19 protein-coding genes and 1 pseudogene are annotated in these 20,853 nt (G+C 63.9%); 11 read left to right on the top strand and 9 right to left on the bottom strand.

The features are described 5' to 3' along the window. Positions 1–121: 121 nt before the first annotated feature. From GNZ13_RS32850 to GNZ13_RS32835, 4 genes are all read left to right on the top strand, one after another. Positions 122–709, top strand: a complete 588-nt coding sequence (locus GNZ13_RS32850) for a nucleotidyltransferase family protein (RefSeq protein ID WP_172165668.1) — start codon at positions 122–124, stop codon at positions 707–709. A gap of 135 nt (positions 710–844) precedes the next feature. After that, complete coding sequence (locus GNZ13_RS32845; protein WP_172165670.1) at positions 845–2,320, top strand: UdgX family uracil-DNA binding protein; 1,476 nt, start codon at positions 845–847, stop codon at positions 2,318–2,320. A 294-nt stretch (positions 2,321–2,614) separates the two neighbouring features. After that, positions 2,615–3,319, top strand: a complete 705-nt coding sequence (locus tag GNZ13_RS32840) for a PIG-L family deacetylase (RefSeq protein ID WP_172165672.1) — start codon at positions 2,615–2,617, stop codon at positions 3,317–3,319. A gap of 120 nt (positions 3,320–3,439) precedes the next feature. Continuing rightward, complete coding sequence (locus tag GNZ13_RS32835) at positions 3,440–3,592, top strand: hypothetical protein (protein ID WP_172165674.1); 153 nt, start codon at positions 3,440–3,442, stop codon at positions 3,590–3,592. A gap of 77 nt (positions 3,593–3,669) precedes the next feature. Here the strand turns inward: GNZ13_RS32835 and GNZ13_RS32830 are convergent. Then, positions 3,670–4,738, bottom strand: a pseudogene (locus tag GNZ13_RS32830) (2-aminoethylphosphonate aminotransferase). Between the two features lie 550 nt (positions 4,739–5,288). After that, positions 5,289–5,477, bottom strand: a complete 189-nt coding sequence (locus GNZ13_RS32825) for a hypothetical protein (protein WP_172172346.1) — start codon at positions 5,475–5,477, stop codon at positions 5,289–5,291. Positions 5,478–5,803: 326 nt separating this feature from the next. On the opposite strand from GNZ13_RS32825, the gene GNZ13_RS32820 reads away from it, so the two are divergent. Next, positions 5,804–6,031 carry a hypothetical protein gene (locus tag GNZ13_RS32820; protein WP_172172344.1) on the top strand — a complete coding sequence of 76 codons (228 nt, stop codon included), beginning with the start codon at positions 5,804–5,806 and terminating at the stop codon, positions 6,029–6,031. Positions 6,032–6,051: 20 nt separating this feature from the next. Here the strand turns inward: GNZ13_RS32820 and hfq are convergent, their stop codons facing one another. Continuing rightward, entirely contained in the window at positions 6,052–6,585 is a 534-nt protein-coding gene (gene hfq, locus GNZ13_RS32815) for an RNA chaperone Hfq (protein WP_172172342.1), read from the bottom strand. Between the two features lie 352 nt (positions 6,586–6,937). Here hfq and GNZ13_RS32810 point away from each other — a divergent pair, with 352 nt between their 5' ends. The 6 genes from GNZ13_RS32810 to GNZ13_RS32785 all read left to right on the top strand — a co-directional run bounded on the left by GNZ13_RS32810 (position 6,938) and on the right by GNZ13_RS32785 (position 11,371). Continuing rightward, a complete protein-coding gene (locus GNZ13_RS32810) occupies positions 6,938–7,084 on the top strand; it encodes a hypothetical protein (protein WP_172172340.1) in 147 nt (48 codons plus the stop codon). Between the two features lie 15 nt (positions 7,085–7,099). Continuing rightward, complete coding sequence (locus GNZ13_RS32805) at positions 7,100–7,642, top strand: RNA polymerase sigma factor (protein WP_172172338.1); 543 nt, start codon at positions 7,100–7,102, stop codon at positions 7,640–7,642. Continuing rightward, positions 7,642–8,502 carry an anti-sigma factor family protein gene (locus GNZ13_RS32800; protein ID WP_172172336.1) on the top strand — a complete coding sequence of 287 codons (861 nt, stop codon included), beginning with the start codon at positions 7,642–7,644 and terminating at the stop codon, positions 8,500–8,502. The genes GNZ13_RS32805 and GNZ13_RS32800 overlap by 1 nt, the downstream gene beginning before the upstream one ends. A gap of 267 nt (positions 8,503–8,769) precedes the next feature. Next, the gene (locus GNZ13_RS32795) at positions 8,770–9,261 is read left to right on the top strand and encodes a hypothetical protein (RefSeq protein WP_172172334.1); all 492 of its coding nucleotides are present in this window, start codon (positions 8,770–8,772) and stop codon (positions 9,259–9,261) included. A 39-nt stretch (positions 9,262–9,300) separates the two neighbouring features. After that, on the top strand, positions 9,301–10,878 hold the full coding sequence (locus GNZ13_RS32790; protein WP_172172332.1) for an FAD-binding oxidoreductase: 1,578 nt from the start codon (positions 9,301–9,303) through the stop codon (positions 10,876–10,878). Between the two features lie 85 nt (positions 10,879–10,963). Then, positions 10,964–11,371: a hypothetical protein gene (locus GNZ13_RS32785; protein WP_172172330.1), complete on the top strand. Its 408-nt coding sequence runs from the start codon at positions 10,964–10,966 to the stop codon at positions 11,369–11,371. Here the strand turns inward: GNZ13_RS32785 and GNZ13_RS32780 are convergent. The 6 genes from GNZ13_RS32780 to GNZ13_RS32755 all read right to left on the bottom strand — a co-directional run bounded on the left by GNZ13_RS32780 (position 11,368) and on the right by GNZ13_RS32755 (position 20,729). Beyond that, on the bottom strand, positions 11,368–12,234 hold the full coding sequence (locus tag GNZ13_RS32780) for a DUF1571 domain-containing protein (RefSeq protein ID WP_236002301.1): 867 nt from the start codon (positions 12,232–12,234) through the stop codon (positions 11,368–11,370). The two genes, GNZ13_RS32785 and GNZ13_RS32780, sit on opposite strands and share 4 nt — an antisense overlap. Before the next feature lie 251 nt (positions 12,235–12,485). Then, positions 12,486–14,291, bottom strand: a complete 1,806-nt coding sequence (locus tag GNZ13_RS32775) for an AMP-binding protein (protein WP_172172328.1) — start codon at positions 14,289–14,291, stop codon at positions 12,486–12,488. Continuing rightward, positions 14,288–15,628, bottom strand: coding sequence for an acetyl-CoA C-acetyltransferase (locus GNZ13_RS32770; RefSeq protein WP_172172326.1), 1,341 nt, complete (start codon positions 15,626–15,628; stop codon positions 14,288–14,290). Before GNZ13_RS32770 ends, GNZ13_RS32775 begins: the two co-directional genes overlap by 4 nt. A gap of 160 nt (positions 15,629–15,788) precedes the next feature. Further along, complete coding sequence (locus GNZ13_RS32765) at positions 15,789–16,709, bottom strand: MaoC/PaaZ C-terminal domain-containing protein (RefSeq protein WP_172172324.1); 921 nt, start codon at positions 16,707–16,709, stop codon at positions 15,789–15,791. A 2-nt stretch (positions 16,710–16,711) separates the two neighbouring features. Further along, positions 16,712–18,124 carry a 3-oxoacyl-ACP reductase gene (locus tag GNZ13_RS32760; protein WP_172172322.1) on the bottom strand — a complete coding sequence of 471 codons (1,413 nt, stop codon included), beginning with the start codon at positions 18,122–18,124 and terminating at the stop codon, positions 16,712–16,714. Positions 18,125–18,248: 124 nt separating this feature from the next. Then, complete coding sequence (locus tag GNZ13_RS32755) at positions 18,249–20,729, bottom strand: acyl-CoA dehydrogenase (protein WP_172172320.1); 2,481 nt, start codon at positions 20,727–20,729, stop codon at positions 18,249–18,251. Between the last annotated feature and the right edge of the window lie 124 nt (positions 20,730–20,853).

Genomic DNA, 20,853 nt, shown 5'->3' with positions numbered 1-20,853 from the left:
AAGCGGCTCATTGTACGGGCACTGCCGCGAATCGCGGCACACGTCGGCCCATGCATTGCCGCTTGCCTGCCAGTGCGTTGCATCGCACAATCGGCCTCATCCTTTCTACCGGTGCCCGCCCATGGCCTACGCCTCGCTCGCTACTGGCGTGTTGCTCGCCGCCGGCTTCGGCTCTCGCTTCGACCCGGACGGCCGGCACAACAAACTGCTCGCGCGCATGCCCGACGGCACGCCGGTCGCGCACGAAGCCGCGCACCGACTGCTCCAGGTCGTCTCGCGTGTCCTGGCCGTGGTGCGGCCGGGCTCGGACGCCCTAGCCCGCCTCTTGAACGACGCCGGTTGTGACGTCATGTTCGCCCCGGACGCCGAACGCGGCATGGGCGCGAGCCTTGCAGCCGGCATTGAAGCCAGCGAAGACGCCGAAGGCTGGATTGTCGCGCTCGCCGATATGCCCCGCATCGCCGTCACGACGATCGAAGCGGTGGCCCTTGCGCTCGACGGCGGCGCTTCGATCGTCGCGCCGTTTTATCAGGGACAGCGCGGCCATCCGGTCGGCTTCGGCGTCGAGCATCGAGACGCCTTGATGACACTCGACGGCGACACCGGCGCGCGCGCGCTGTTGACTTCGCAGCGAGTGATGCGGCTCGACGTCGACGACCCCGGGATTCTGCGGGACGTGGACACGCCGGAAGATCTGCGCAACGTTTAGGTTTCGCGCGACAGCGCCGTCTGCGAACCGGCGGACTTGATCCAGGCCGGCGATTGGGCGCATACTGTATATCTATACAGTATTTTGGCCGCATAGGTACGCGCATCACGATGTGCGTATCCACGGCGCGTCAGCATGAAACGCATTCCGATCGAACCGTCTTTCGCCGTATGGCGGCGCGCCGCGCGGGCGCTGCTGCGGCAAGGTGTCGAGCCGGCGCAGATCGAGTGGGTTGAGTCTGAAGGTGAAGCGGCGGCTCCAAACACGCTGGCTACTGAATCCGCGCTCGCCACTGTAGGTGCCTCCGAAACAGGAATCGCTACTGGCCCTGCCCCAGTCCTGTCCGCTCCCGCGATTCCCCGCGAACTGCTCTCCTGGCTGAAAACGGCTGCGTGCTTCCGCGCGCCGGACCGCTGGGCGCTGCTGTACCGCGTCCTATGGCGCTGGACCCGCGGCGAGCGCGACGTCCTCGATCTGAACGACCCCGACGGCTCGCTGCTGGATCAACGCATCCAGGCTATTGAACACGAAACCGAGGATCTGGTGACACTTACGCTGTTCAGACGGCGTGATCCGTCGATGGGGCCACCCGAATTCGTCGGCTGGTATGAGCCGCATCATGACTTGCTGGAGCGTGCCGCCGCGCTGTTCGCCGCTCGCATGGGCGATTCCACGTGGATGCTGGCCACGCCGCACGGCGCGTCGTTCTGGAACGGCATGCTGCTGCGCATCGGCCGGCCGGCAGCGGGGGAACGCGAGCAAGCCGCGCACGCGTTACCGGCCAGCACCATGACCGGCGAAGCCATCACCAGCACGCCCACGGAGGCGCTCTGGCTCGCGTACTACGCCAGCGCCTTCAATGGCGAGCCGTCGTCCGTGCCGCTGCGCTACTGGAGAATGCCGCCCGCGGGTCGACCGCTGCCCGCACGCCTTGCTCGCGAGCGCAGCCGTCTCGGAGCGCAAAGCGCCGCCGTCACCGTTTCTCCCGCGCCACCGGTCGAGTTTTCGGCAATGACGCCGCCCTTGCAGGAGCCCACTGGCCCGCTCGCCACCTGCCGGCGCTGCGCGTTATGGCGAAACGCGAAACAGGCGGTTGCGGGCGCCGGGCCCGCACAAGCGGCGATCATGGTGGTCGGCGAACAGCCTGGCGAGTACGAGAACCAGCACGGCGAGCCGTTCACCGGCCCAGCCGGTCAACTGCTGGACGCCGTGCTTGCGCGCGCCGGTCTGAAACGGGAGGCGCTGTATCTGACTTATGCCGTCAAGCATTACAAATGGGAAACGCTTGACCAGCAGCGCGTTCACCGCACGCCCGCGCGGCGCGAAGTCGAGGCTTGCCAGTACTGGCTGGAAAAAGAACTGACGCGGATCACGCCGCGCGTCATCGTCACGCTCGGCGCGACCGCACTGAAAGCGCTGACCGGCGCGCACGTCAATCTGTCCGAATACCTCGGTCAAACCATCGCCCACGACGGACGCCTGATCGTGCCGGCCTGGCATCCGTCGTATGCGCTAGGAATGGCCGACGCCAGGTTGCGCGACGACATCGTGGCGACCATTGCGGCGGCGTTCGGCCGCGCAGCGGCGCTGGCGGACAATGGCGGGCGATAGCGCGTAGCCAGCAGGAGCAAAAACGTAACCGCTCACAGGTGAGTGATTAATCAGGCTAACCGCTCATATCTGAGCGGTTGCGAGTGCGCGATGCAAGCACGGCAGCGCACCCGCCAAAGGTGAACCTCTGCGGGAAGCCACGGCAGAACCGGCCCAGCCAGGCACACGGTTTGCGCCGATCACAACGATTACACAAGCCGCGCCAATTCCGCCTAAGCTGATGTGACGCCGCCAATTCCGCAACATTGAAGCGTCAAATGCGGCCTCGCGCGTTTCGAAACCACCACATGCCCCATGAGTGAAACCAGCCCACGCCTTTTCATCGTCTCGCCCCATTTCGACGACGCCGTCTTCAGTTGCGGCGCATTACTCGCCGCCCATCCAGACGCCGCGGTCTGCACGGTGTTTGCCGCGCCGCCCGAGCAGGAGATGCATACCGAATGGGATGAAAAGTCGGGTTTCACGAGCGCCCATCAGGCGATCCACGCCCGCACGCTCGAAGACAACCTCGCGCTAGAGGTGCTCGACGCGATTCCACTGCGCATGCCGTTTCGCGAAGACCAATACATGGACTCGCCGTCGATCGCCAGATTAGCCGCGGCGCTTGAAGAGACCATCTACCGCACGACCGCGAACACGCTGCTGATGCCGCTCGGCCTGCATCACGAGGATCACGTACGGGTGTTCGAAGCCTGCTGCGAAATCTTGCCGCGCCTGTCGCATCTCACGTGGTTCGCCTATGAGGACGCGATTCACCGCTGCACACCCGGTGTCGTGCAGGCGCGCCTCGCCGACCTCGCGCAACGCGGCATCGTCGCCACACCCGCCTATCCGAGCGCGAGCCATACTATTGATCTCGCGCGCCGCACCCAGCTCAAACGCGAAGCGGTCAACGCCTACGAAAGCCAGTTGCGCGCTTTCGGCGCGGGCAATTACGACGACGTTTTCGCCGCCGAGCGCTACTGGCAATTGAGCGTGGGCCGTCGCAGGAAAAAGTAAGGGGCGCGCGGCGTGCTGGATCGCCTACGCTAAAAGGAAACGGCCAGCGTGTAGGTGGATTCGACCGCCAGCGGCCGTATCGCCCGCTTTCAGTTCGCGTCTCAACTAAAAGGTGATGCAATGAGCTACGACATGCATACCAGCCCGATTCCCGATCCGAATGCCGATCCGAACCGGGACCCGGAAGCCGATCCGCTAGTGCCGCCGTCGCCGGGTCATCACACCGAGGAGCCGCAGCGGCCCGAGGGACCGCCGGACAAAGACCCGGTGTGACGCCGCCGTGCGCTTGTTACCGGATCGTTGCCGGATCGTTGCCGGATTTTTACCGGACGCGCGAATAAACGCGTGCTTTAGCGCGTCAGCTCGGTAAAGCCTTGCAGGAGACGGTCGATGTCGGCGGCGTGGATGTTGCCCATCGTCGAGATGCGGAACAGTTCGGCTGACAACCCGCCCTGACCGGCATAGGTGACGAAACCACACGCCTTCAGCGCGTCGTGCAGTTGCGGATACGACACGCCGTCCGGCAGGCGATACGCGCGCAGCACCACCGACGAGTGCTCCGGCGGCAACACACTGCCGACGCCCCGCTCGGCCAGGCCCGTGCGCGCCTGCTCGGCGAGCGCTGCGTAACGCGCGTGGCGCGCGTGGCGCGCACCCCAACCGCCCTCGCCGGCGAGTTCGCGAGTGCTTCGATCAGCGCGTAGTACGCATGAACCGAAGGCGTGAACGGCGTATTGCGCTGATCCTGCAAACGCGCGAGGCGCCCGAGGTCCAGGTAATACGTGCGGCTCGCCGCCTGCGCGAGCGCCGCACCAGCACGAACGACGCGCCAGGCACGCCATGCAGACACTTGTTCGCGGTCGCCGCGACAGCGTCGAGGCTGGCGTCGGTGAAATCGATCGCTTCCGCGCCGAAGCTGCTCACGCCATCCACCAGCAAACGCAGACCACGTTCGCAGCACAGCGCGCCGAGCGCCTGCAGATCGTTCAGACGGCCTGTCGTTGTTTCGTGATGAATCACCGCGACGTGCGTGAACGCTTTCTCCGCGTCGAGGCGTTCGGCGATTTTCGCGAGATCCGGCGCCTGCATCCAGTCGTGTTTCAGCGACTCATGCGCGATGCCGTATTGCGTGGCGATCTGCGAAATACGCTCGCCGTACACGCCGTTTTCCACGACCAGCAGCTTGCCGTTTTGCGGCACCAGTGCGGCGGTCATGCTTTCAACAGCCGCCGTGCCGGAACCGGTCATCAAGACCGCTTGCCATTCGTTTGCGTCGAGGCCGTACAGATCGACCAGACTTGTGCGCGCCTCTTCCTGCAAGTCGAAAAATTCGCTTTCGCGGTGGCACAGATCCGTTTGCAACAGGCTGATGCGGACGCGTTCGGTGAGCGTCACCGGGCCGGGATTGTGCAGCAGCATGAGCACACTCCTTAAGCGGAGCCGATGTGGCGCAACAAGAGCCCTCGGCTTCGCCTCGGCGAAGCGCCCAAGCATTCAAAGGACAAGTGCCACCAGCGAATGAAAGCGCGAACTCGCAGTTCGAATTAAACACCGGGATGTAGCAATGGCAATGGCAATGGCAATGGCAATGGCAATGGCAATGGCAATGGCAATGCTACGGCGAGCCGCGGTGCTGAGCAAAATGCGAGTGCGAAAACGTAGTAGTTGGTTTTAAGAGAATTACGTTTCGACGCGCGCAGCGCCGCCGGAAGTATGACGGCCTTGTCACTAGCGCGGAAGGTGCGAGGACACGGATTCCAGATGCTCCACTACCGCAACTGTGCGAGGGACCCGCTTAAGAATTAGCGGTGTGAAGCCGCTTTCTTTGCTTATCTTTCTTTGCGGCGGCAAAGAAAGTAAGTGCCTGCCCCGCACAGGGGCGACGCTAATAGACCAATAGAATTCAAGGAAAGGCCAACGCCAGAAGCGCACCGACAAATGCCGCTGCGCAAGGCAAAAAGGCACACATCTAATGCCGTTTCTTCCCCGCCGAAGGCGCCTCTTCCACTGGTGAGTGATGCGGATCCGTCATATCGACTGCGATCGGATCACTGGCAGGAAAGCTTTCTTCAAGAGCCTCGTCGAGGCGGCTATCTGCGGACTCAGCGGGCTGCGCCGTTTCCTTATGGTGAGGTGCCTGTTGCTTCTGCTTGCTCATGACGTGCTCCGTTAGAAGAAGAAAGTCAACAATTCAGCATAGTGCAAAGCGGGCCCGCGCGAGCATCGGCCGAACGACCAGGGCACTCGCACCGTAAGCATTTCCTTCAAACCCCAAAAACCAGATCAGAAAACACCGGGAAAAAAGCAAAAATTAAAACCATCCCGCATCAAGTCGTTTTCCGAATGTCGCCTGACAACAAAAGCATCCGCCGGCCGCACCGATCGGCAGACCACACGGCACACCGCACGGCACACCGTGAACGGGCAACATCCAGCTCGGGAGGGGAGTAAACAAAAGTAGCGAACAACAAGGCAGCGAACGACATGGACCGAACAAACCCTGCGCGCGCGCAGCGCTTCAACGCATCACACGTGGTAGAAGCCGAACTGGAACATCTGGATTGGGCGACACGGCAACCGGCGCTGCGCATGCTGGACGCCCGGTACTGGCGGCGCCGCGTGCTGGCGGTCAAATGCGGATTCGAGCTGACGGACTTGCAGGTGATGAGACTGGAGAAGATTTTGCAGCGGCTCGGCTATCCGTCGGAGTAGCCGGCCGCTGCGGCGGCGGTTTATTCGTTGCCGCCGCTGCTGGTGCCACCGTTACCACCATTACCACCGTTGCCACCATTACCACCGTTGCCACCATGATTGCCGCTGCCATGGTTGCCGCCGTCGCCGCCGCCCGTGCCGAACAAACGCCGGCGGCGTGTTACGACCACCGGACCCTCGGACGTGCTGCTGCTACGATCGGACGCAGGGCGATCCGAGGCCGGCGCGCCGTACGACTCGCGCGGTTCGCGCGACTCGCGATGGTCGCGCGGTTCACGCGAGCCGTGCGGGCCACGCGTGGTGTGCTCACCGTGCGAAGGCCTTCCGGCGCGCGGCGCCGGACGCGTGCCGGTGTCGAGCTGGATCGTCGAGATGGCGCGCTTGTAGATGCCTTGCAGGCCGACAGGCGTGCGCAGCATCACCAGATACTGATCGAACGACTCGATGCACCCGGTCAGGCGAATGCCGTTGACAAGGTAGATCTCAACGCGCTTTCGTTCTTTGCGCGCAGCGTTCATGAAGTCGTTTTGCGGATGCGATTCTGCGGAAGCCATGGACAATTCAGGTTAGTAAGACGGTTGTTCGCCGCGATTCTACCCTGTGTGGGGGCGGAACGCGTCGGCGGCCGAACTGCGTCCACTATAACGGCTTGCGCGCACATAAGCATCTGATAACTATTCACTGTAACGTTGAGTTACGAATCTGCGGACGAATAGCGTCTTCTTCAGCCACGTTCGAGCGAACCCGCCGGGGATGGCGTAAAAAGAGGGTGCCTGCCGCTGCCCCGCGTGGAATAAATCACGGCCCACTCACGTTAATTCAGACATGGCGGCGCTGCATATCGCACGCGGCCGATCGGATCCCCGGCTCGCAGGCACCGGCCGGACGCTCATCAGGAGACTTACCATGAAAGTATCGAGGATTCTTTCCGCCGCGTTCGTGCTGGTGGCGCTTGCGCTAGGCTCGCTCGCAACGAGCGCCTGCACCTCCGCGACTGACAACGGCGCCTCGGGCACCAGTGGTAACACAGGCGGCAGCGGCGGCGGCTACTGAGCGTTGCCACGCCAGGTGAGTTTCGAAGCGGAAGTGATTTCGTGGCTCCCGCAGTTGCGCCGGTATGCGCGCGCACTGACGGGCGACCGCGCCTGGGCCGACGACCTCGTGCAGGATACGGCGGAGCGCGCGCTTGCGCGCTGGGCGGCGTTTCGTCCGAACAGCAACCTGCGGGCGTGGCTCCTGACGATCCTGCGGCATCTTTACATCGATCAGTTGCGCGGCCGTCGCGAGATTGCCGTCGACGACGAAAGCGCTCCGTGGCGCAATCTCGAAGCGCCGCATGGCGAAGTCGACGGTCTCGTGTTGCGCGATCTGCAGCGCGCGCTGTATTGCCTGCCGGTCGAGCAACGGGAAGTGCTGCTGCTCGTTTGCGTGGAGGAACTGTCTTATCAGGAAGCGTCGAAGGCGCTCGGAGTACCGATCGGCACGGTGATGTCGCGGCTGTCGCGCGCGCGGGAACACATGCGCGTGCTGATGACGGAGGGGCCGGTTGAAGGGGGCGCCGTGGGGTTGGCGCTTAAAGTCCCGCCGCTGAAAGTAGTGAGAAATCCGTGATGAACAACGACCACGATACTAACCTGCCTGAGGGGCTCGATTTGCGAGCGCTGTCGGCGTTTGTCGACGGCGAGTTGCCGCCTGTCGAGCGCGCCGCGATCGAGGCCCAACTGCCGCAGCAGCCGCAGGCTGCTGCGAGAGTGGCCGCGTGGCGCGCGCAGAAAGCGGCGCTGCAGGCGCTGTGCGGGGCATCACAGCGCAACCGCGAGCGCGACGAGCACAGCGGGAGCGTCGGGGGGATGGGCCAGAGCGACGCCGACGAACCGGCCTTCATCGTGGTGCGGCGGCCGGCGCCGTGGTGGCAACGCGTCGGCCTCGCGGCGTGCTGGCTCGCGGCCGGCGCGGGTCTCGCGCTCGCTCTGGGGCCGCTCGCGCCGCGTCTGACGGGCGGCGCGTGGAATGGTCTGGGCGGCCAGCCGCCGAGCTTTGCCGAGCGCGCCGACATCGCCTATGCGGTGTACACACCTGAGCGGCGTCATCCAGTCGAAGTGGCCGCGAGCGAGGAAGAGCATCTGATCACCTGGCTGTCCAAGCGCCTGAACCGGCCGCTTTCAGTGCCGTCGTTGCAGGAGTACGGCTACTCGCTGGTGGGTGGACGTTTGTTGCCCGGCGAAGCGGGACCGGCCGCGCAGTTCATGTACGAGAATCGCAGCGGCGCGCGGCTCACGCTGTACATCACGGGGATCTCTCGCGACGAAACCGCGTTCCGCCTGTTCCGCGACGGTAACCGCCGGACTTTCTACTGGGTCAGCGACCGCATGGGCTACGCGTTGTCCGGGCCGATTGCGGAAGACAAGCTGCGCTCGATTGCCATCGAGGTGTGCAGCGCGCTCGGCGGCAAACCGGAGACCTGGCAGTAGCGCGGAAAGCACGGAAAGCACCTGGGCAGCCAAAACGCCGCCCATAAGATCTCGCTGCAACACCCTGTAACAGAAACGCCTTGCACTCGCGCGCGCCGTCGGAATAGCGTCGCGCAGCGTTTCGTTTACTTGCTGCAGGATCGTGCTGTCCCGCCCTGCATGCGCGCCGGGACGGCACGGTCTCGTGCGAGGCGAACCGACGGGGTCTTTACGGTGGCGACACGCTTTTTGCAAGTCGCAACACCGGCGCGTCGAGGCAGCGAAATCATGTTTACTTTTCATCAGTTCGGCACGGGGCTGTGTTCCGGCGTAGCGTGTCTGTGCCTGTGCACCGCTTGCGCGGCGCCGGTCGAGGCGCAATCGGACGCGAATGCGCCGTTGAACGACACTTCGACGTGCCGCTTAGTCGTGGGTCAAGCGGAAATTGACGGCGTCATGCAGCAGATTACCGGCCGTGCATGCTTGCAGCCGGACGGCAGCTGGCAGATCGTCGAAGACGATGGCGCGGTGCAGGTCTTCGGAGCGGCACCGGCGTATTATTACGATCAATGGTACTGGGGGCCGCCGGTGATATTTGGTGCTGGCGTGTCGGTTGTATTCGTCGACCGCTTCCATCATTTTCATCACATGGACCACGTGCGTGATGGACACGGATCACATGGAATGGGTGCACACGGCAACTGGCATGGCGGCGGGTCGACTCACATATGGAGCGGCATGTCGCACGGCGCCGGTAGCGGCGGGGGGATGCACCGCTAGCTTGCCGTCGCCCGCACGTGTGGCCGCAAAGGAGACACCTTGACGCGCAGCTTGCCGCCGAAAGTTTCCGCCGCCGGGTTCGATCGGGCGCTCGCCGGCTGGCGCTCGATCGTCGGCGAGCCGCAGGTGATAGTCTCGGCGGCGGGGCTCGCCGCGTATCTCGATCCGTTCGCGCCCGGCGAGCGCGAAGCGTTCTCCGCGTCCGCCGCGTTGCTGCCCGCATCCGTCGACGAGATTCGCGCGGTGTTGCGGATTGCCAATCAATTTCGCATTCCATTGTGGACGGTCTCGACCGGACGCAACTTCGCGTACGGTGGCGCCGCGCCGCGGCTGGCGGGTTCGGTGGTGCTCGATCTGCAGCGAATGAACCGCATCATCGAAGTGAACGAAACACTCGCCTACGCGCTGGTCGAACCGGGCGTCAGCTACTTCGATCTCTACACGCATTTGCGCGACAAAGGCTACAAGCTCTGGGTCGATCCGCCCGCGGCGGGTTGGGGCAGCGTGGTCGGCAATACGCTCGAGCGCGGCTTTGGCTATACCGCGTACGGCGATCACGCGGCGGCGCAGTGCGGCATGGAAGTGGTGCTCGCCAACGGCGACGTGCTGCGTACCGGGATGGGCGGAATCGAAATCGGTACCACGTGGCAACTGTATCAACCGGGCTATGGGCCTTCCTTCGACGCGATGTTCATGCAGTCGAACTACGGCATCGTCACCAAGCTCGGTGTCTGGCTGATGCCCGCGCCGCCCGCGTATCTGCTCGGCGAAATCCAGTTTCGGCACGAAGCGGATCTCGAAGCGATCGTCGAACTCTTGCGGCCGTTGCGGCTCGATGAAACGATCCGCAATAACGCGGTGATCGAAGGCGGTTTGCGCCGGGCCGCGGGACTGTCGGCACGTCAGCAGTGGTACGAAGGCAAAGGCGCGATGCCCGAGAACGCGGTGGCGGCGATGCTCGACAAGCTGAATGTGGGCCGCTGGAATCTGCATTTCGCGCTGTACGGGACGCCTGAATTGATCGACGCGCGCTATGCGATTGTGCAGCGCGCGTTCGCCCGCGTGCCGCAGGCGAAACTTTTGGCCGCTCGCTATGCGGGCGATGCGCAACCCACCGCGGGCGGCGATCGCAACCTGGCCGGCATCCCGGCGATGAGCGCGTTCCGCATGCTCGACTGGCGCGGCGGCGCGGGCGCGCATGTGGACTTCGCGCCGGTGTGCCCGGCGACCGGGCGCGACGCGCTGCGCCAATACACGATGGTCAAGGCGCGCGCGGCGGAATACGGCTTCGATTACTACGGCGGTTTTACGGCGGGCGTGCGTCATCTGCATCACATCTTCGCGGCGATCTTCGACCGTAACGACGCGAATCAGGTCGAGCAGGCCGGCGAGTTAGTGCGTTCGCTGATGAGCGATGCGCGCGCGGCGGGTTACGGCGAATATCGCGCGCATCTCGCGTATATGGATTTCGCCGCGGCGCAGTACAGTTTCAACGACGGCGCGTTGCTGCGGCTCTCGGAAACGATCAAGGACGCACTCGACCCGAACGGTATTCTCGCGCCGGGCAAGCAAGGGATCTGGCCGGCGGCGTGGCGCGACCGGCGGGGTTATACGTGAGGCGCGTGAGGTACGTGACGGATGTGAAGTGTGAGGGAGGCAAATGCCGTGAGTGACATTCGAGACCTGATGGCGTGACCAGGCTATGGACCGCCGCACTTTCATGATGACCGGAGCATGGCTTTCGACCGCGGCAGGTGGTGCGTGGCCGTGGCTCGCGCATGCAGCCGCTCGCCACGACACGCTCGCCGTGATCGATTCCACCCTCGCGGGCGGCCCCGCATTCGCCGACTACGTCGCCCACATGAAGCTGCCTGTTTTCGAAACTGGCGACGACATCGGCGTGCTCTGGTACACCACACTTGCGCCGCGTCTCAGGCAAACGCCCGCGCAATCACCGGCGTCGCTGATCGGCCTCATACGCGCATCCGATTATTTCGTGCTCAAGGAACTGGCCACCCGCGTAGGCCACATGGGCGAGCACAGCTACGAGCAGGGCGCGGGGCCCATCGCGCATGTCGCCTTCGCGCTGACACCGCGCCTTGTTCGCTAGAACTTATAGGCCTTGTTCTTCGGATCGAAGGTCGAGTCGTCGAAGGTTTTCGGCGTGATGCTTTCGAAGACGATCTTCTCGAAGATCTTGCCGTCATTGTTATATGACTCGACCGTGCGGAAATACGGATGCCGCAGATCCAGCCCGAGCGTTTCTTTCTTCGCATAGAACTGCGGCTGGCCGGTCGGCGTTTCGAAGGTGAAGGCCACCACGCGCACGCCGTCGATCGTTTTCACTTCCACCTGGGTCGAGTGTGACAAGCCGGCCTCGATGTATTTCTTGTCTTCGGAGAGGTACTGATTGGCAATGTACTCGGTGCCGAGATCGCGCACCTGGTGGTTCGATTGCGCACGGGCGAGGGCGCCGTTAAGCGAGGTCCACAGCGGCATCACGTTCATGATGCCGCCGAGGTGGCCATACATTTCGTCGGTGCGTCTTGATTCGTCGTAGATGATTTCCTGACCGGCGTGCGCACCGTCGGGCAGCCACTTGGCGTAGATCCGCAGAGGATCGTGGGCGATGCGCACCAGCATGTGATCGGGCTTGTCGGGCCACTGGCCGTGAATGCGTTCCGAGCGCGACATGATGAACTCGTACGACGGGTAACCGTTCGGCCCTTCCTTGATGTAACGCGGCAACGCAAGCGGATCGAGCGACTGGAACAGGGCGACCAGTTGCGCGTCGTCGAGCTTCTCCATTGCGCCGCTTTGTTGCGCGGCGCGCAGCCACTTGACCTGCTGATCGAGCGTGAGCTTGCCGACCTGCGAGGACGGCGTGGTGGGCGCTTTCACGGCGCCGGCGCTGGCGGTATCGAGCGCGGGCGGCGCATCGTCGTTCTGCGCGAACGCCGGCGGCGTCGCCATCGCAGCAGCGCTGGCCACCAGCGCGCCGACCAGGAGTCCCCGCGATGAAACCGCACGTAATGAAGCGGTCAGGGACGCACTCAATGTTGCGGTCCCCGACGAAAAACGGGCGAGGCACATGAAGGCCGGCGAGCGGTTCGAACCACTCACTCGGCCGGATCGGCACAAACGGCGTGAGCGTGCGGACATGCTGTGCTTCATGAATCTCTCCGAAAAGTTGGCGCCAGGCGCGGTATCGAGCGCCGTGCCTGTCAGGCAGGTTTTTGCTTCGCGAGTTCCTCGTCGCGCAGCGCGCGGCGCAGAATCTTGCCGACGTTGGTTTGCGGCAGCTCGTCGCGAAACTCGACGAGCTTCGGCACCTTGTACCCCGTGAGGTTCTTGCGGCAGTGGGCGATCACCTGTTCGGCGGTCAACGACGGATTGCGCTTGACGATGAACACCTTCACCCGTTCGCCTTGCGCTTCATCGGGCACGCCGATTGCGGCGACTTCGCGCACGTCCGGAAGCGCCGCGATCACGTCTTCGACTTCGTTCGGATAGACGTTGAAGCCCGACACCAGGATCATGTCCTTCTTCCGATCGATCAGACGGATGAAGCCGCGCGAATCCATCACGCCGATGTCGCCGGTGGCGAGCCAGCCATCGTCGTCGATCACCTTGGCGGTTTCGTCCGGGCGATTCCAGTAGCCTTTCATCACCTGTGGCCCCTTCACGCACAGTTCACCGGCTTCGCCGATGTTCGCCCACGTACCGTCGTCTTTCTTGAAGCGCACTTGCGTGGACGGTGCGGGCAAACCGATCGAGCCTTCGAAGTCGCGCAGATTGGTCAGGTCCACCGGATTCATCGACACGATCGGCGAGCACTCGGTCAGCCCATAGCCTTCGATGATCGGCTTGCCGGTGACCGCCTTGAAGCGATCGGCGACCGACTTCTGCGTGGCCATGCCACCGGCCATCGCGAGTTTCAGGTTCGAGAAGTCGCGCTTGCAGAACTCCTCGTTGTCAAGGAACGCTTTGTAGAGCGTGTTCACCGCCGTCATGCCCGTGAATTTCTCGTGACGGATGATCATCATCACGCGCTTCATGTCGCGCGGATTGGCGATCAGAATATTGCGCCCGCCGAGTCCCATGAAGATCAGCGCGTTCACGGTCAGCGAGTAGATGTGATAAAGCGGCAGCGGCGTGAGCACCGTTTCGATGTCGCCGCTCAATTGGCCTTCGGACCACACCTTCGCCTGCAACAGGTTGGCGATGATGTTCCTGTGCGTGAGCATCGCGCCTTTGGCCACGCCGGTGGTGCCCCCGGTGTATTGCAGGAAGGCGACGTCGTGGTGAGTGGGGCGCACCGGCGTCAGCGGCCGCGTGTAACCGATCGAGAGCGCTTCGAGCAGCGGCACCGCTTTCGGCAGGTTGTACTTCGGCACCATCTTCTTCACGTGGCGCAGCATGAAATTGAGCAGACGTCCCTTCAGATTCAAACCGTCGGCGAGCAGATCGCCAAGACCCGTCACGATGACGTTCTGCACCTTGGTGCCAGGCAGCGCGTCTTCAACGGTCTTCGCGAAGTTCTCGAACACGATGATGGTTTGCGCACCGCTGTCCTTCAGTTGATGCGCAAGCTCGCGCACCGTGTAGAGTGGATTGACGTTGACCACCACGCCGCCCGCCTTGAGCACACCGAACAGCGACACCGGATACTGAAACGTGTTCGGCAGCATGATCGCGACGCGCTCGCCGGACTTCACGCCGATGCTCTGCAGATACGCGGCGAACGCAGCCGCCTTGCGGCCGAGTTCGCCGTACGTCATGTTCGCGCCGACGCTCACATACGCGACGCGCTCGCGGAACTGCGCGATGCATTCGTCGAAGAACTGCACGACCGATTCGTACTGGTTGACGTCGATCTCATGCGGCACGTCTGCCGGATACGAGGCGTACCAGATGCCGTCGGTGTTGGGCGCGTGATTCGCCGCCTGACCGGGTACCTGGTCCGCTGCATTCGCGAGGGGTGTGGATCCGGCGTCGGACGGGAGCGGGGCTTGCGTGGACTGTGTCATCGGTCGTCTCCTGAAGCAGGGGCTTCATCTGTTTGTGTGCGTTCCAAAATCGCCACCACGCCCTGGCCGCCCGCCGCGCAGATCGAGATCAGCCCGCGCGCGGTGCCGGCCGGCTTGTCGAGTTGGGCGAGCATTTTCGCGAGTCCGGCGACAATGCGGCCACCCGTGGCGGCAAACGGATGGCCGGTGGCGAGCGAGCTGCCGTTCAGATTCAATTTTGCCCGATCGATCGCGCCGAGCGGCCCCGGCAATCCGAGGTGCGTGCGGCAATACTCGTCATCCTGCCACGCCGCTAGCGTGCACAACACCTGCGCGGCGAAGGCTTCGTGAATCTCGTATAGATCGAAGTCCTGCAAGGTGAGCCCGGCGCGCGCCAGCATGCGCGGCACGGCATAAGCGGGCGCCATCAGCAGGCCTTCTTTCTTGTCGAAAAAGTCGACGGCGGCGGTTTCGGACCAGCTCAGATATGCCAGCACCGGCAGCCCATGTTTGGCCGCCCATTCTTCGCTTGCGAGCAGCACGGCGGAAGCGCCGTCGGTCAACGGTGTCGAATTCCCGGCAGTCAGCGTGCCTGCGTCGCGATCGAATACTGGCTTCAGACCGGAGAGTTTTTCGAGCGTCAGGTCGGAACGCAGATTGTTGTCGCGCGCAAGGCCACGGTACGGTGTCATCAGATCGTTGACGAAGCCGCGCGCATACGCCTCGGTGAGCTTGCGGTGGCTGTCGTAAGCGAGCACGTCCTGCGCTTCGCGCGAGATGTTCCAGCGCTTGGCCATCAGCTCGCAATGCTCGCCCATCGAAAGCCCGGTGCGCGGCTCGCCGTTGCGCGGCAAAAGCGGTTTGAAAAACATGCCCGGCCGCAGTTTGGCCAGCGCACCGACGCGTTGGCCGGTGCTCTTGCCACGATTCGCTTCGAGCAGGATCTTGCGCATGCGCTCGTTGACGCCGATCGGTGCATCGGATGTCGTATCGACGCCGCCCGCGATACCCACCTCGATCTGCCCGAGGGCGATCTTGTTGGCGACGAGAATGGCCGCTTCCAGCCCGGTGCCGCAGGCCTGCTGCACGTCGTAGGCCGGCGTTTCCCTCGCGAGCGTGGTGGACAGCACGGATTCGCGCGTGAGGTTGAAATCGCGCGAGTGCTTGATGACGGCGCCGGCTGCCACTTCGCCCAGGCGTTCGCCGTGCAGGTTGTAGCGGTCGATCAGGCCTTGCAGCGTGAAGGTCAGCATATCCTGATTCGACGCGGTCGCGTAAGCGGTGTTCGAGCGGGCAAACGGAATCCGGTTGCCGCCGATAATGGCGACGCGGCGCACGGCGGGCTGCGGGTTGGACATGCTCGGCTCCTTTGGGTCGTTCCCTGGTTATTGAACGGTGCGAATGATGCGATTGGTGAGTAAGGCTTCTTTGCGTTGGTGTGTCTGTTAGCTCAACAACGATTTTCGGGCGGCTTCAATTCCATGCGGTGACGAAAACATGAAGGTGCCTGCGGGTGCGTCAAAGCAGCTTCCACTGCATACGGCCGCGCAAATGCGGTTTTTCTCCAGCAATGTCGCGTACCTCGATGTCGCGTTCGATCAGCGAGGGCGACGCGCTCCACAGCGACGCTTCGCCCGGCAGCAGCATCGGCAGCTTGAATTCGGCGGAAAGCGTGGCTTCGGCGAGCGGTTTCGGCGGTTGCAGCGCGGAGGCGGCGCGCGCCAGCGTCCACATGCCATGCGCAATGGCGCGCGGAAAACCGAATGCCTTCGCGGACAGCGCAGTCAGGTGAATCGGGTTGTAGTCGCCGGACACGCTCGCGTAGTCGCGGCCCAGTTGCGGCGCCAGTTGCCAGCGCGAGATGCGTTCCAGCGCATCGTGCCCGAGTTCCAGCGGATCGAGCGGACTGCCGCTCGCCGGCACGCCACGTTTCAGATAGATGCTGTCACCGTCCCATACTGCTTCGCCGCGGCGGTACATGCGGGTATGCAGCACGAACGCCTGGCCCTTGTCGTGACGCAGCAGCGCGCCGAATTCCACCTCGACACGCAACATGTCCTTGTAAGCGAGCGGCCGGCGCAGCCGCACGTGGTTCGCCAGATGCACGAGGCCGAGCGCCGGCCAGGGAAACGCCGGGTCGGTCAGCATCAGCAGATGCAGCGGGAAGGCCAGCAGATGCGGATACGTGAGCGGCACACCGTGCTCGGGGATGAAGCCGCAGACCCGCGCATAACGCCAGATCGGCCCGGGGTCGAGGGCCACGGCGGGGCGCACGAGGCGCAGCGCCGGCAAGTGCGTGTCGCGCCCGCGTTTGACGATGCCGGACAACGCGCGCCCATACAGCTTCGCCGGCGCGGGCAACTGCTCGATGACGACGGTCTTCGGACGGGCCGCGCTCGCTCGCTGACCACTCGTGAACGGATCACCCGGCTCACCCATGCTCACGCTCCAATCAGGCTTTGTCCGCACACGCGCACGATCTGGCCGCTCACGCCCGCCGATCCCGGATGCGCAAGCCACGCGATGGTCTGTGCGACGTCCACCGGCTGGCCTCCCTGGCTCATCGAATTCATCCGGCGGCCGGCCTCGCGGATGGTCAGCGGAATCTTCGCAGTCATCTGCGTTTCGATAAAGCCGGGCGCGACCGCGTTGATCGTGATGCCGCGCCCGCGCAGATGCGGAGCCATGCTTTGCACCCGGCCGATCACGCCGGCTTTTGATGCGGCGTAATTGGTCTGGCCGAGATTGCCGGCAATGCCGCTGATCGACGACACGCCGATGATGCGGCCGCCGTCGCGCAAGATGCCGGCCGCGAGCAGGGCGTCGTCGATCCGTTCCTGCGCGGACAGGTTGATGTCGATCACGCTTTGCCAAGCGGCGTCGGTCATCTTCGCGATGGTTTTGTCCTTCGTGATACCGGCGTTGTGCACGACGATATCCACGCCCTGTTCGTCGAGCGCCGCGGCGATCTGCGCGGGCGCTTCGGGCGCGGCGATGTCGAAGGCGAGGGCGGTGCCGTTCAACTGGCGCATGGTCGAATCGAGCGCGTCGCGCGCCGACGGGATGTCGATGCCGATGACGTGCGCGCCCTCGGCGGCGAGCACGCTCGCAATCGACGCGCCGATGCCGCGCGCGGCGCCGGTGACCATGGCACGCCGACCCGCGAGCGGCTGATTCCAGTCGAACGCCGGCAAGGCATCGGCGCCGGCACGCACGCCAATGCGCACCACCTGGCCCGACACGTACGCGGAGCGCGGCGATAGAAAGAATCGCAACGTCGCTTCGATGCCGTCCTCGGCGCCTTGCTCCACGTAGACGAGATTCGCGGTAATACCGCGCCGCGCTTCCTTGCCGAGCGAACGCGTGAGGCCTTCGAGTGCACGCTGGGCGGTCCATTGGCGCGGGGTCGCGCAGGCTTCCGGCGGCCGCCCCAGCACGATGATGCGGCCGCACTTGCCGAGCGAGCGCAACGTGTCGTGGAAGAATCCGTGCACTGGTTCAAGCTGGCTGCTGTCTTCGATACCGCTCGCATCGAACAGCAGGGCGCTGAGCTTGCCGTGCGAACCGGACTCCGCGGGTTCGAAACGTCCCGTCATCAGACCATGGCGATTCGCGAGCGGCACCCACAGCCCCGCGCTTTCATGCGCAACGCTGGTCATGCCGACGCTCGTCACGAGATTCGCGAGCGCGTCGAGCAGATGCGGTTCGCGGCCCGCGCCGATCGCGATCAGGCCGTCGAATTCGGGCTGGTCCGCGCGATAGCGGCGCAGTACCTCAGGCTTCGGTAAGCCTAACGAGCGCGCGAGGCGCGCGCCGAACGGCGAATTGACGAAGTTCAGGTAAGAGTCGTTCATATTTTTCGTTGCTCCGCTGGCCACGCGCCGAAGGAAGTCCCGCAAGGGTACGTCGGACGTGTGTCAGTGTGCACCCAGTTTGGGGCATCTGAGTGTGCCCCGGCTGGATGTTTTTTTAAGGCGCTCACGCCGCGAACTCCAGCGTCTTTTCGAGCGTGTCCTTGCGTTTTTGCAAGTTGGCGAGCATGTCGAAGTCGGGCGGGAAGTCGTCGACCTGCACGACTTGCGCGCCATATCGCGCGTAGTCTTCGAGCACGCGGCGATCGTCGGCATCGATCAGGCCTTTTAGCTGGGCCGCTTCGGTCCACGCGGCCAGTTGCGGCAGGCTCTGCGGCATCGGATCGAGCAGACCTTGCTCGACCGCTTCACGCAGTTTCTGGTCGATCTGCGTGAAGCGCGGATTCAGCTCGAACACGAGCTCGCCGTAGCCGAGCGCATCGACATCCGGATGCGGCACGTACGAGTCGGACACGAGGCGGTTGCGCGCCGCGCCCGGCGTTTGCATCAGCTCCGCTATCTCGGTGCCGAGACGATCGGACGGCTCGCGATACGGCAGGCCGAATGGGAATGCCAGCACGCGCACGAGACCCGCGGCGAGGCGGTTCGGATAGTTCGCGAGCACGCCGTCGAGCGCGTGTTGCGCCTTGTACAGCGAATCTTCGACGCCCCAGCGCACCAGCGGCAGATCTTCTTCCTGACGGCCTTCGTCTTCGAAACGCTTGAGCGTCGCGGAGATCAGGTAGAGCTGCGAGAGCACATCGCCCAGACGCCCGGAAATGCGTTCACGCCGTTTCAGATCACCGCCGAGCACGAACATGGAGACGTCGGCGAGCAACGCGAATGCCGTCGAGAGACGGGTCGCCGCGCGGTAGTACGACAGCAGCGGCGCGTACGCCGTGCGTGGCTTGGCGATGAATGCGCCGCCCGTGACGCCATAAACGAAACTGCGCACCACATTGGAAAGCGTGAAGCTGACGTGGCCGAAGAAGGCTGCATCGAAATCGCGCAGCGCCTTGGTGCGATCCGTTTCGCGCGTGGCCGCCATTTCCTTCAGCACATACGGATGACAGCGAATCGCGCCCTGACCGAAGATGATCAGGCAACGCGTGAGAATGTTCGCGCCTTCCACGGTGATCGCAATCGGCACCTGCTGATAGGCGCGCGCGAGAAAGTTCGACGGCCCCATGCAGATGCCCTTGCCGGCGGCGACGTCCATGCCGTCGTTGATGACCATGCGGGCGCGTTCGGTGATGTGATACTTCGCGATCGCCGAAATCACCGACGGCTTTTCGCCGAGGTCCACCGCATGCGCGGACAGGCGGCGCGCGGCGTCCATCACGTAGAGATTGCCGCCCATGCGGCCGAGCGCTTCCTGCACGCCTTCGAACTTGCCGACGGCGGTGCGGAACTGACGGCGAATCGCGGCATAGGCACCGGTGCCGCGCACGGCGATCTTCGCCATCCCCACATTCGAGGACGGCAGTGAAATCGCGCGGCCCGCCGCGAGACATTCCATCAGCATGCGCCAGCCGTTGCCGACTTGCGCGCGGCCGCCGATCACCCAGTCGAGTGGAATGAAGACGTCTTTGCCCGAGTTCGGGCCGTTCTGGAACACCGCATTCAGCGGCCAGTGACGTCGGCCGATGTTGACGCCCGGATGGTCGGTCGGAATCAGCGCACAAGTGATGCCGGGTTCTTCATTCGAGCCAAGCAGATGGTCGGGATCGAGCGCGCGAAACGCGAGGCCGAGCACAGTCGCGATCGGTCCGAGTGTGATATAGCGCTTGTCCCACGTAACGCGAAAACCCAGCGTTTCGCGGCCTTCAAACGTGCCCTTGCAGACGATGCCGACGTCGGGAATCGCTGCCGCATCTGAGCCCGCGTAAGGGCTCGTCAACGCAAAGCAGGGAATATCGTCGCCGCGAGCGAGGCGCGGCAGATAGTGGTTCTTCTGCTCTTCGGTGCCGTAATGCATCAGCAACTCAGCGGGGCCGAGCGAGTTCGGCACCATCACCGAAACGGCTGCGGCCGAGCAGCGCGTGGAGAGCTTCATGATGACTTGCGAATGCGCGTAAGCGGAGAACTGCTTGCCGCCGTACTGCTTCGGAATGATCATGCCGAGAAAGCCGCGTTCCTTGATGTATTGCCAGGTTTCCGGCGACAGGTCCTGCCACACCATGGTGGTTTCCCAGTCGTTCGCGAGATCGCACAGATGCTCGCATTCGACATCGAGAAACGATTGTTCCTCAGCGGAGAGCGTGGCCGGGCCGTAGCCGAGCAGCGTGTCCCAATGCGGGCGTCCGGAGAATAGTTCGGCGTCCCACCAGACGGTGCCGGCTTCGACTGCGTCGCGCTCGGTCGGCGACATCTCCGGCAGGATTCTGCGGAAGATGTCGAATACCGGCTTCGTGAGCCACGCACGCCGCAGCGGTTTGATCGTGAGGACGAGGGCGGGGAGGACGAAGACGATCGCGAGCGCTGCCGTCGCCACCGGACCCGCTACTCCGCTAACATGCGCGGCCGCCACCCAGACGATCATGAAGGCAAGCCACCATGAAGCGCGCGCCTGAATGTAGACGAGCGCGAGAGCGGCAATGACGAGCACTAGGAGACCGTCGGAGTTGAGGTGAAGCGTAATTCAAAACACTTCAAGGTCCGACTGAGTTCGCGCCGGTTTGCGGACTCACTTCGTCGTCGACACGCAATGAAAGCAATTTGAAGGCTGATTG

The sequence above is a fragment of the Paraburkholderia elongata genome (assembly GCF_013177735.1).
Taxonomy (GTDB): domain Bacteria; phylum Pseudomonadota; class Gammaproteobacteria; order Burkholderiales; family Burkholderiaceae; genus Paraburkholderia; species Paraburkholderia elongata.
This window is presented reverse-complemented; position numbering and strand designations above follow the sequence as displayed.

Excerpts from the sequence above, each read along its gene's own strand:
- GNZ13_RS32770 (WP_172172326.1), bottom strand. The coding sequence starts at position 15,628 with ATGTCCAACCCGCAGCCCGCCGTGCGCCGCGTCGCCATTATCGGCGGC.
- GNZ13_RS32810 (WP_172172340.1), top strand. The coding sequence starts at position 6,938 with ATGAAAGTATCGAGGATTCTTTCCGCCGCGTTCGTGCTGGTGGCGCTT.
- GNZ13_RS32765 (WP_172172324.1), bottom strand. The coding sequence starts at position 16,709 with ATGGGTGAGCCGGGTGATCCGTTCACGAGTGGTCAGCGAGCGAGCGCG.
- GNZ13_RS32835 (WP_172165674.1), top strand. The coding sequence starts at position 3,440 with ATGAGCTACGACATGCATACCAGCCCGATTCCCGATCCGAATGCCGAT.
- hfq (WP_172172342.1), bottom strand. The coding sequence starts at position 6,585 with ATGGCTTCCGCAGAATCGCATCCGCAAAACGACTTCATGAACGCTGCG.
- GNZ13_RS32785 (WP_172172330.1), top strand. The coding sequence starts at position 10,964 with ATGGACCGCCGCACTTTCATGATGACCGGAGCATGGCTTTCGACCGCG.
- GNZ13_RS32760 (WP_172172322.1), bottom strand. The coding sequence starts at position 18,124 with ATGAACGACTCTTACCTGAACTTCGTCAATTCGCCGTTCGGCGCGCGC.
- GNZ13_RS32780 (WP_236002301.1), bottom strand. The coding sequence starts at position 12,234 with ATGGCGACGCCGCCGGCGTTCGCGCAGAACGACGATGCGCCGCCCGCG.
- GNZ13_RS32820 (WP_172172344.1), top strand. The coding sequence starts at position 5,804 with ATGGACCGAACAAACCCTGCGCGCGCGCAGCGCTTCAACGCATCACAC.
- GNZ13_RS32840 (WP_172165672.1), top strand. The coding sequence starts at position 2,615 with ATGAGTGAAACCAGCCCACGCCTTTTCATCGTCTCGCCCCATTTCGAC.
- GNZ13_RS32825 (WP_172172346.1), bottom strand. The coding sequence starts at position 5,477 with ATGAGCAAGCAGAAGCAACAGGCACCTCACCATAAGGAAACGGCGCAG.
- GNZ13_RS32845 (WP_172165670.1), top strand. The coding sequence starts at position 845 with ATGAAACGCATTCCGATCGAACCGTCTTTCGCCGTATGGCGGCGCGCC.
- GNZ13_RS32775 (WP_172172328.1), bottom strand. The coding sequence starts at position 14,291 with ATGACACAGTCCACGCAAGCCCCGCTCCCGTCCGACGCCGGATCCACA.
- GNZ13_RS32795 (WP_172172334.1), top strand. The coding sequence starts at position 8,770 with ATGTTTACTTTTCATCAGTTCGGCACGGGGCTGTGTTCCGGCGTAGCG.
- GNZ13_RS32800 (WP_172172336.1), top strand. The coding sequence starts at position 7,642 with ATGAACAACGACCACGATACTAACCTGCCTGAGGGGCTCGATTTGCGA.
- GNZ13_RS32850 (WP_172165668.1), top strand. The coding sequence starts at position 122 with ATGGCCTACGCCTCGCTCGCTACTGGCGTGTTGCTCGCCGCCGGCTTC.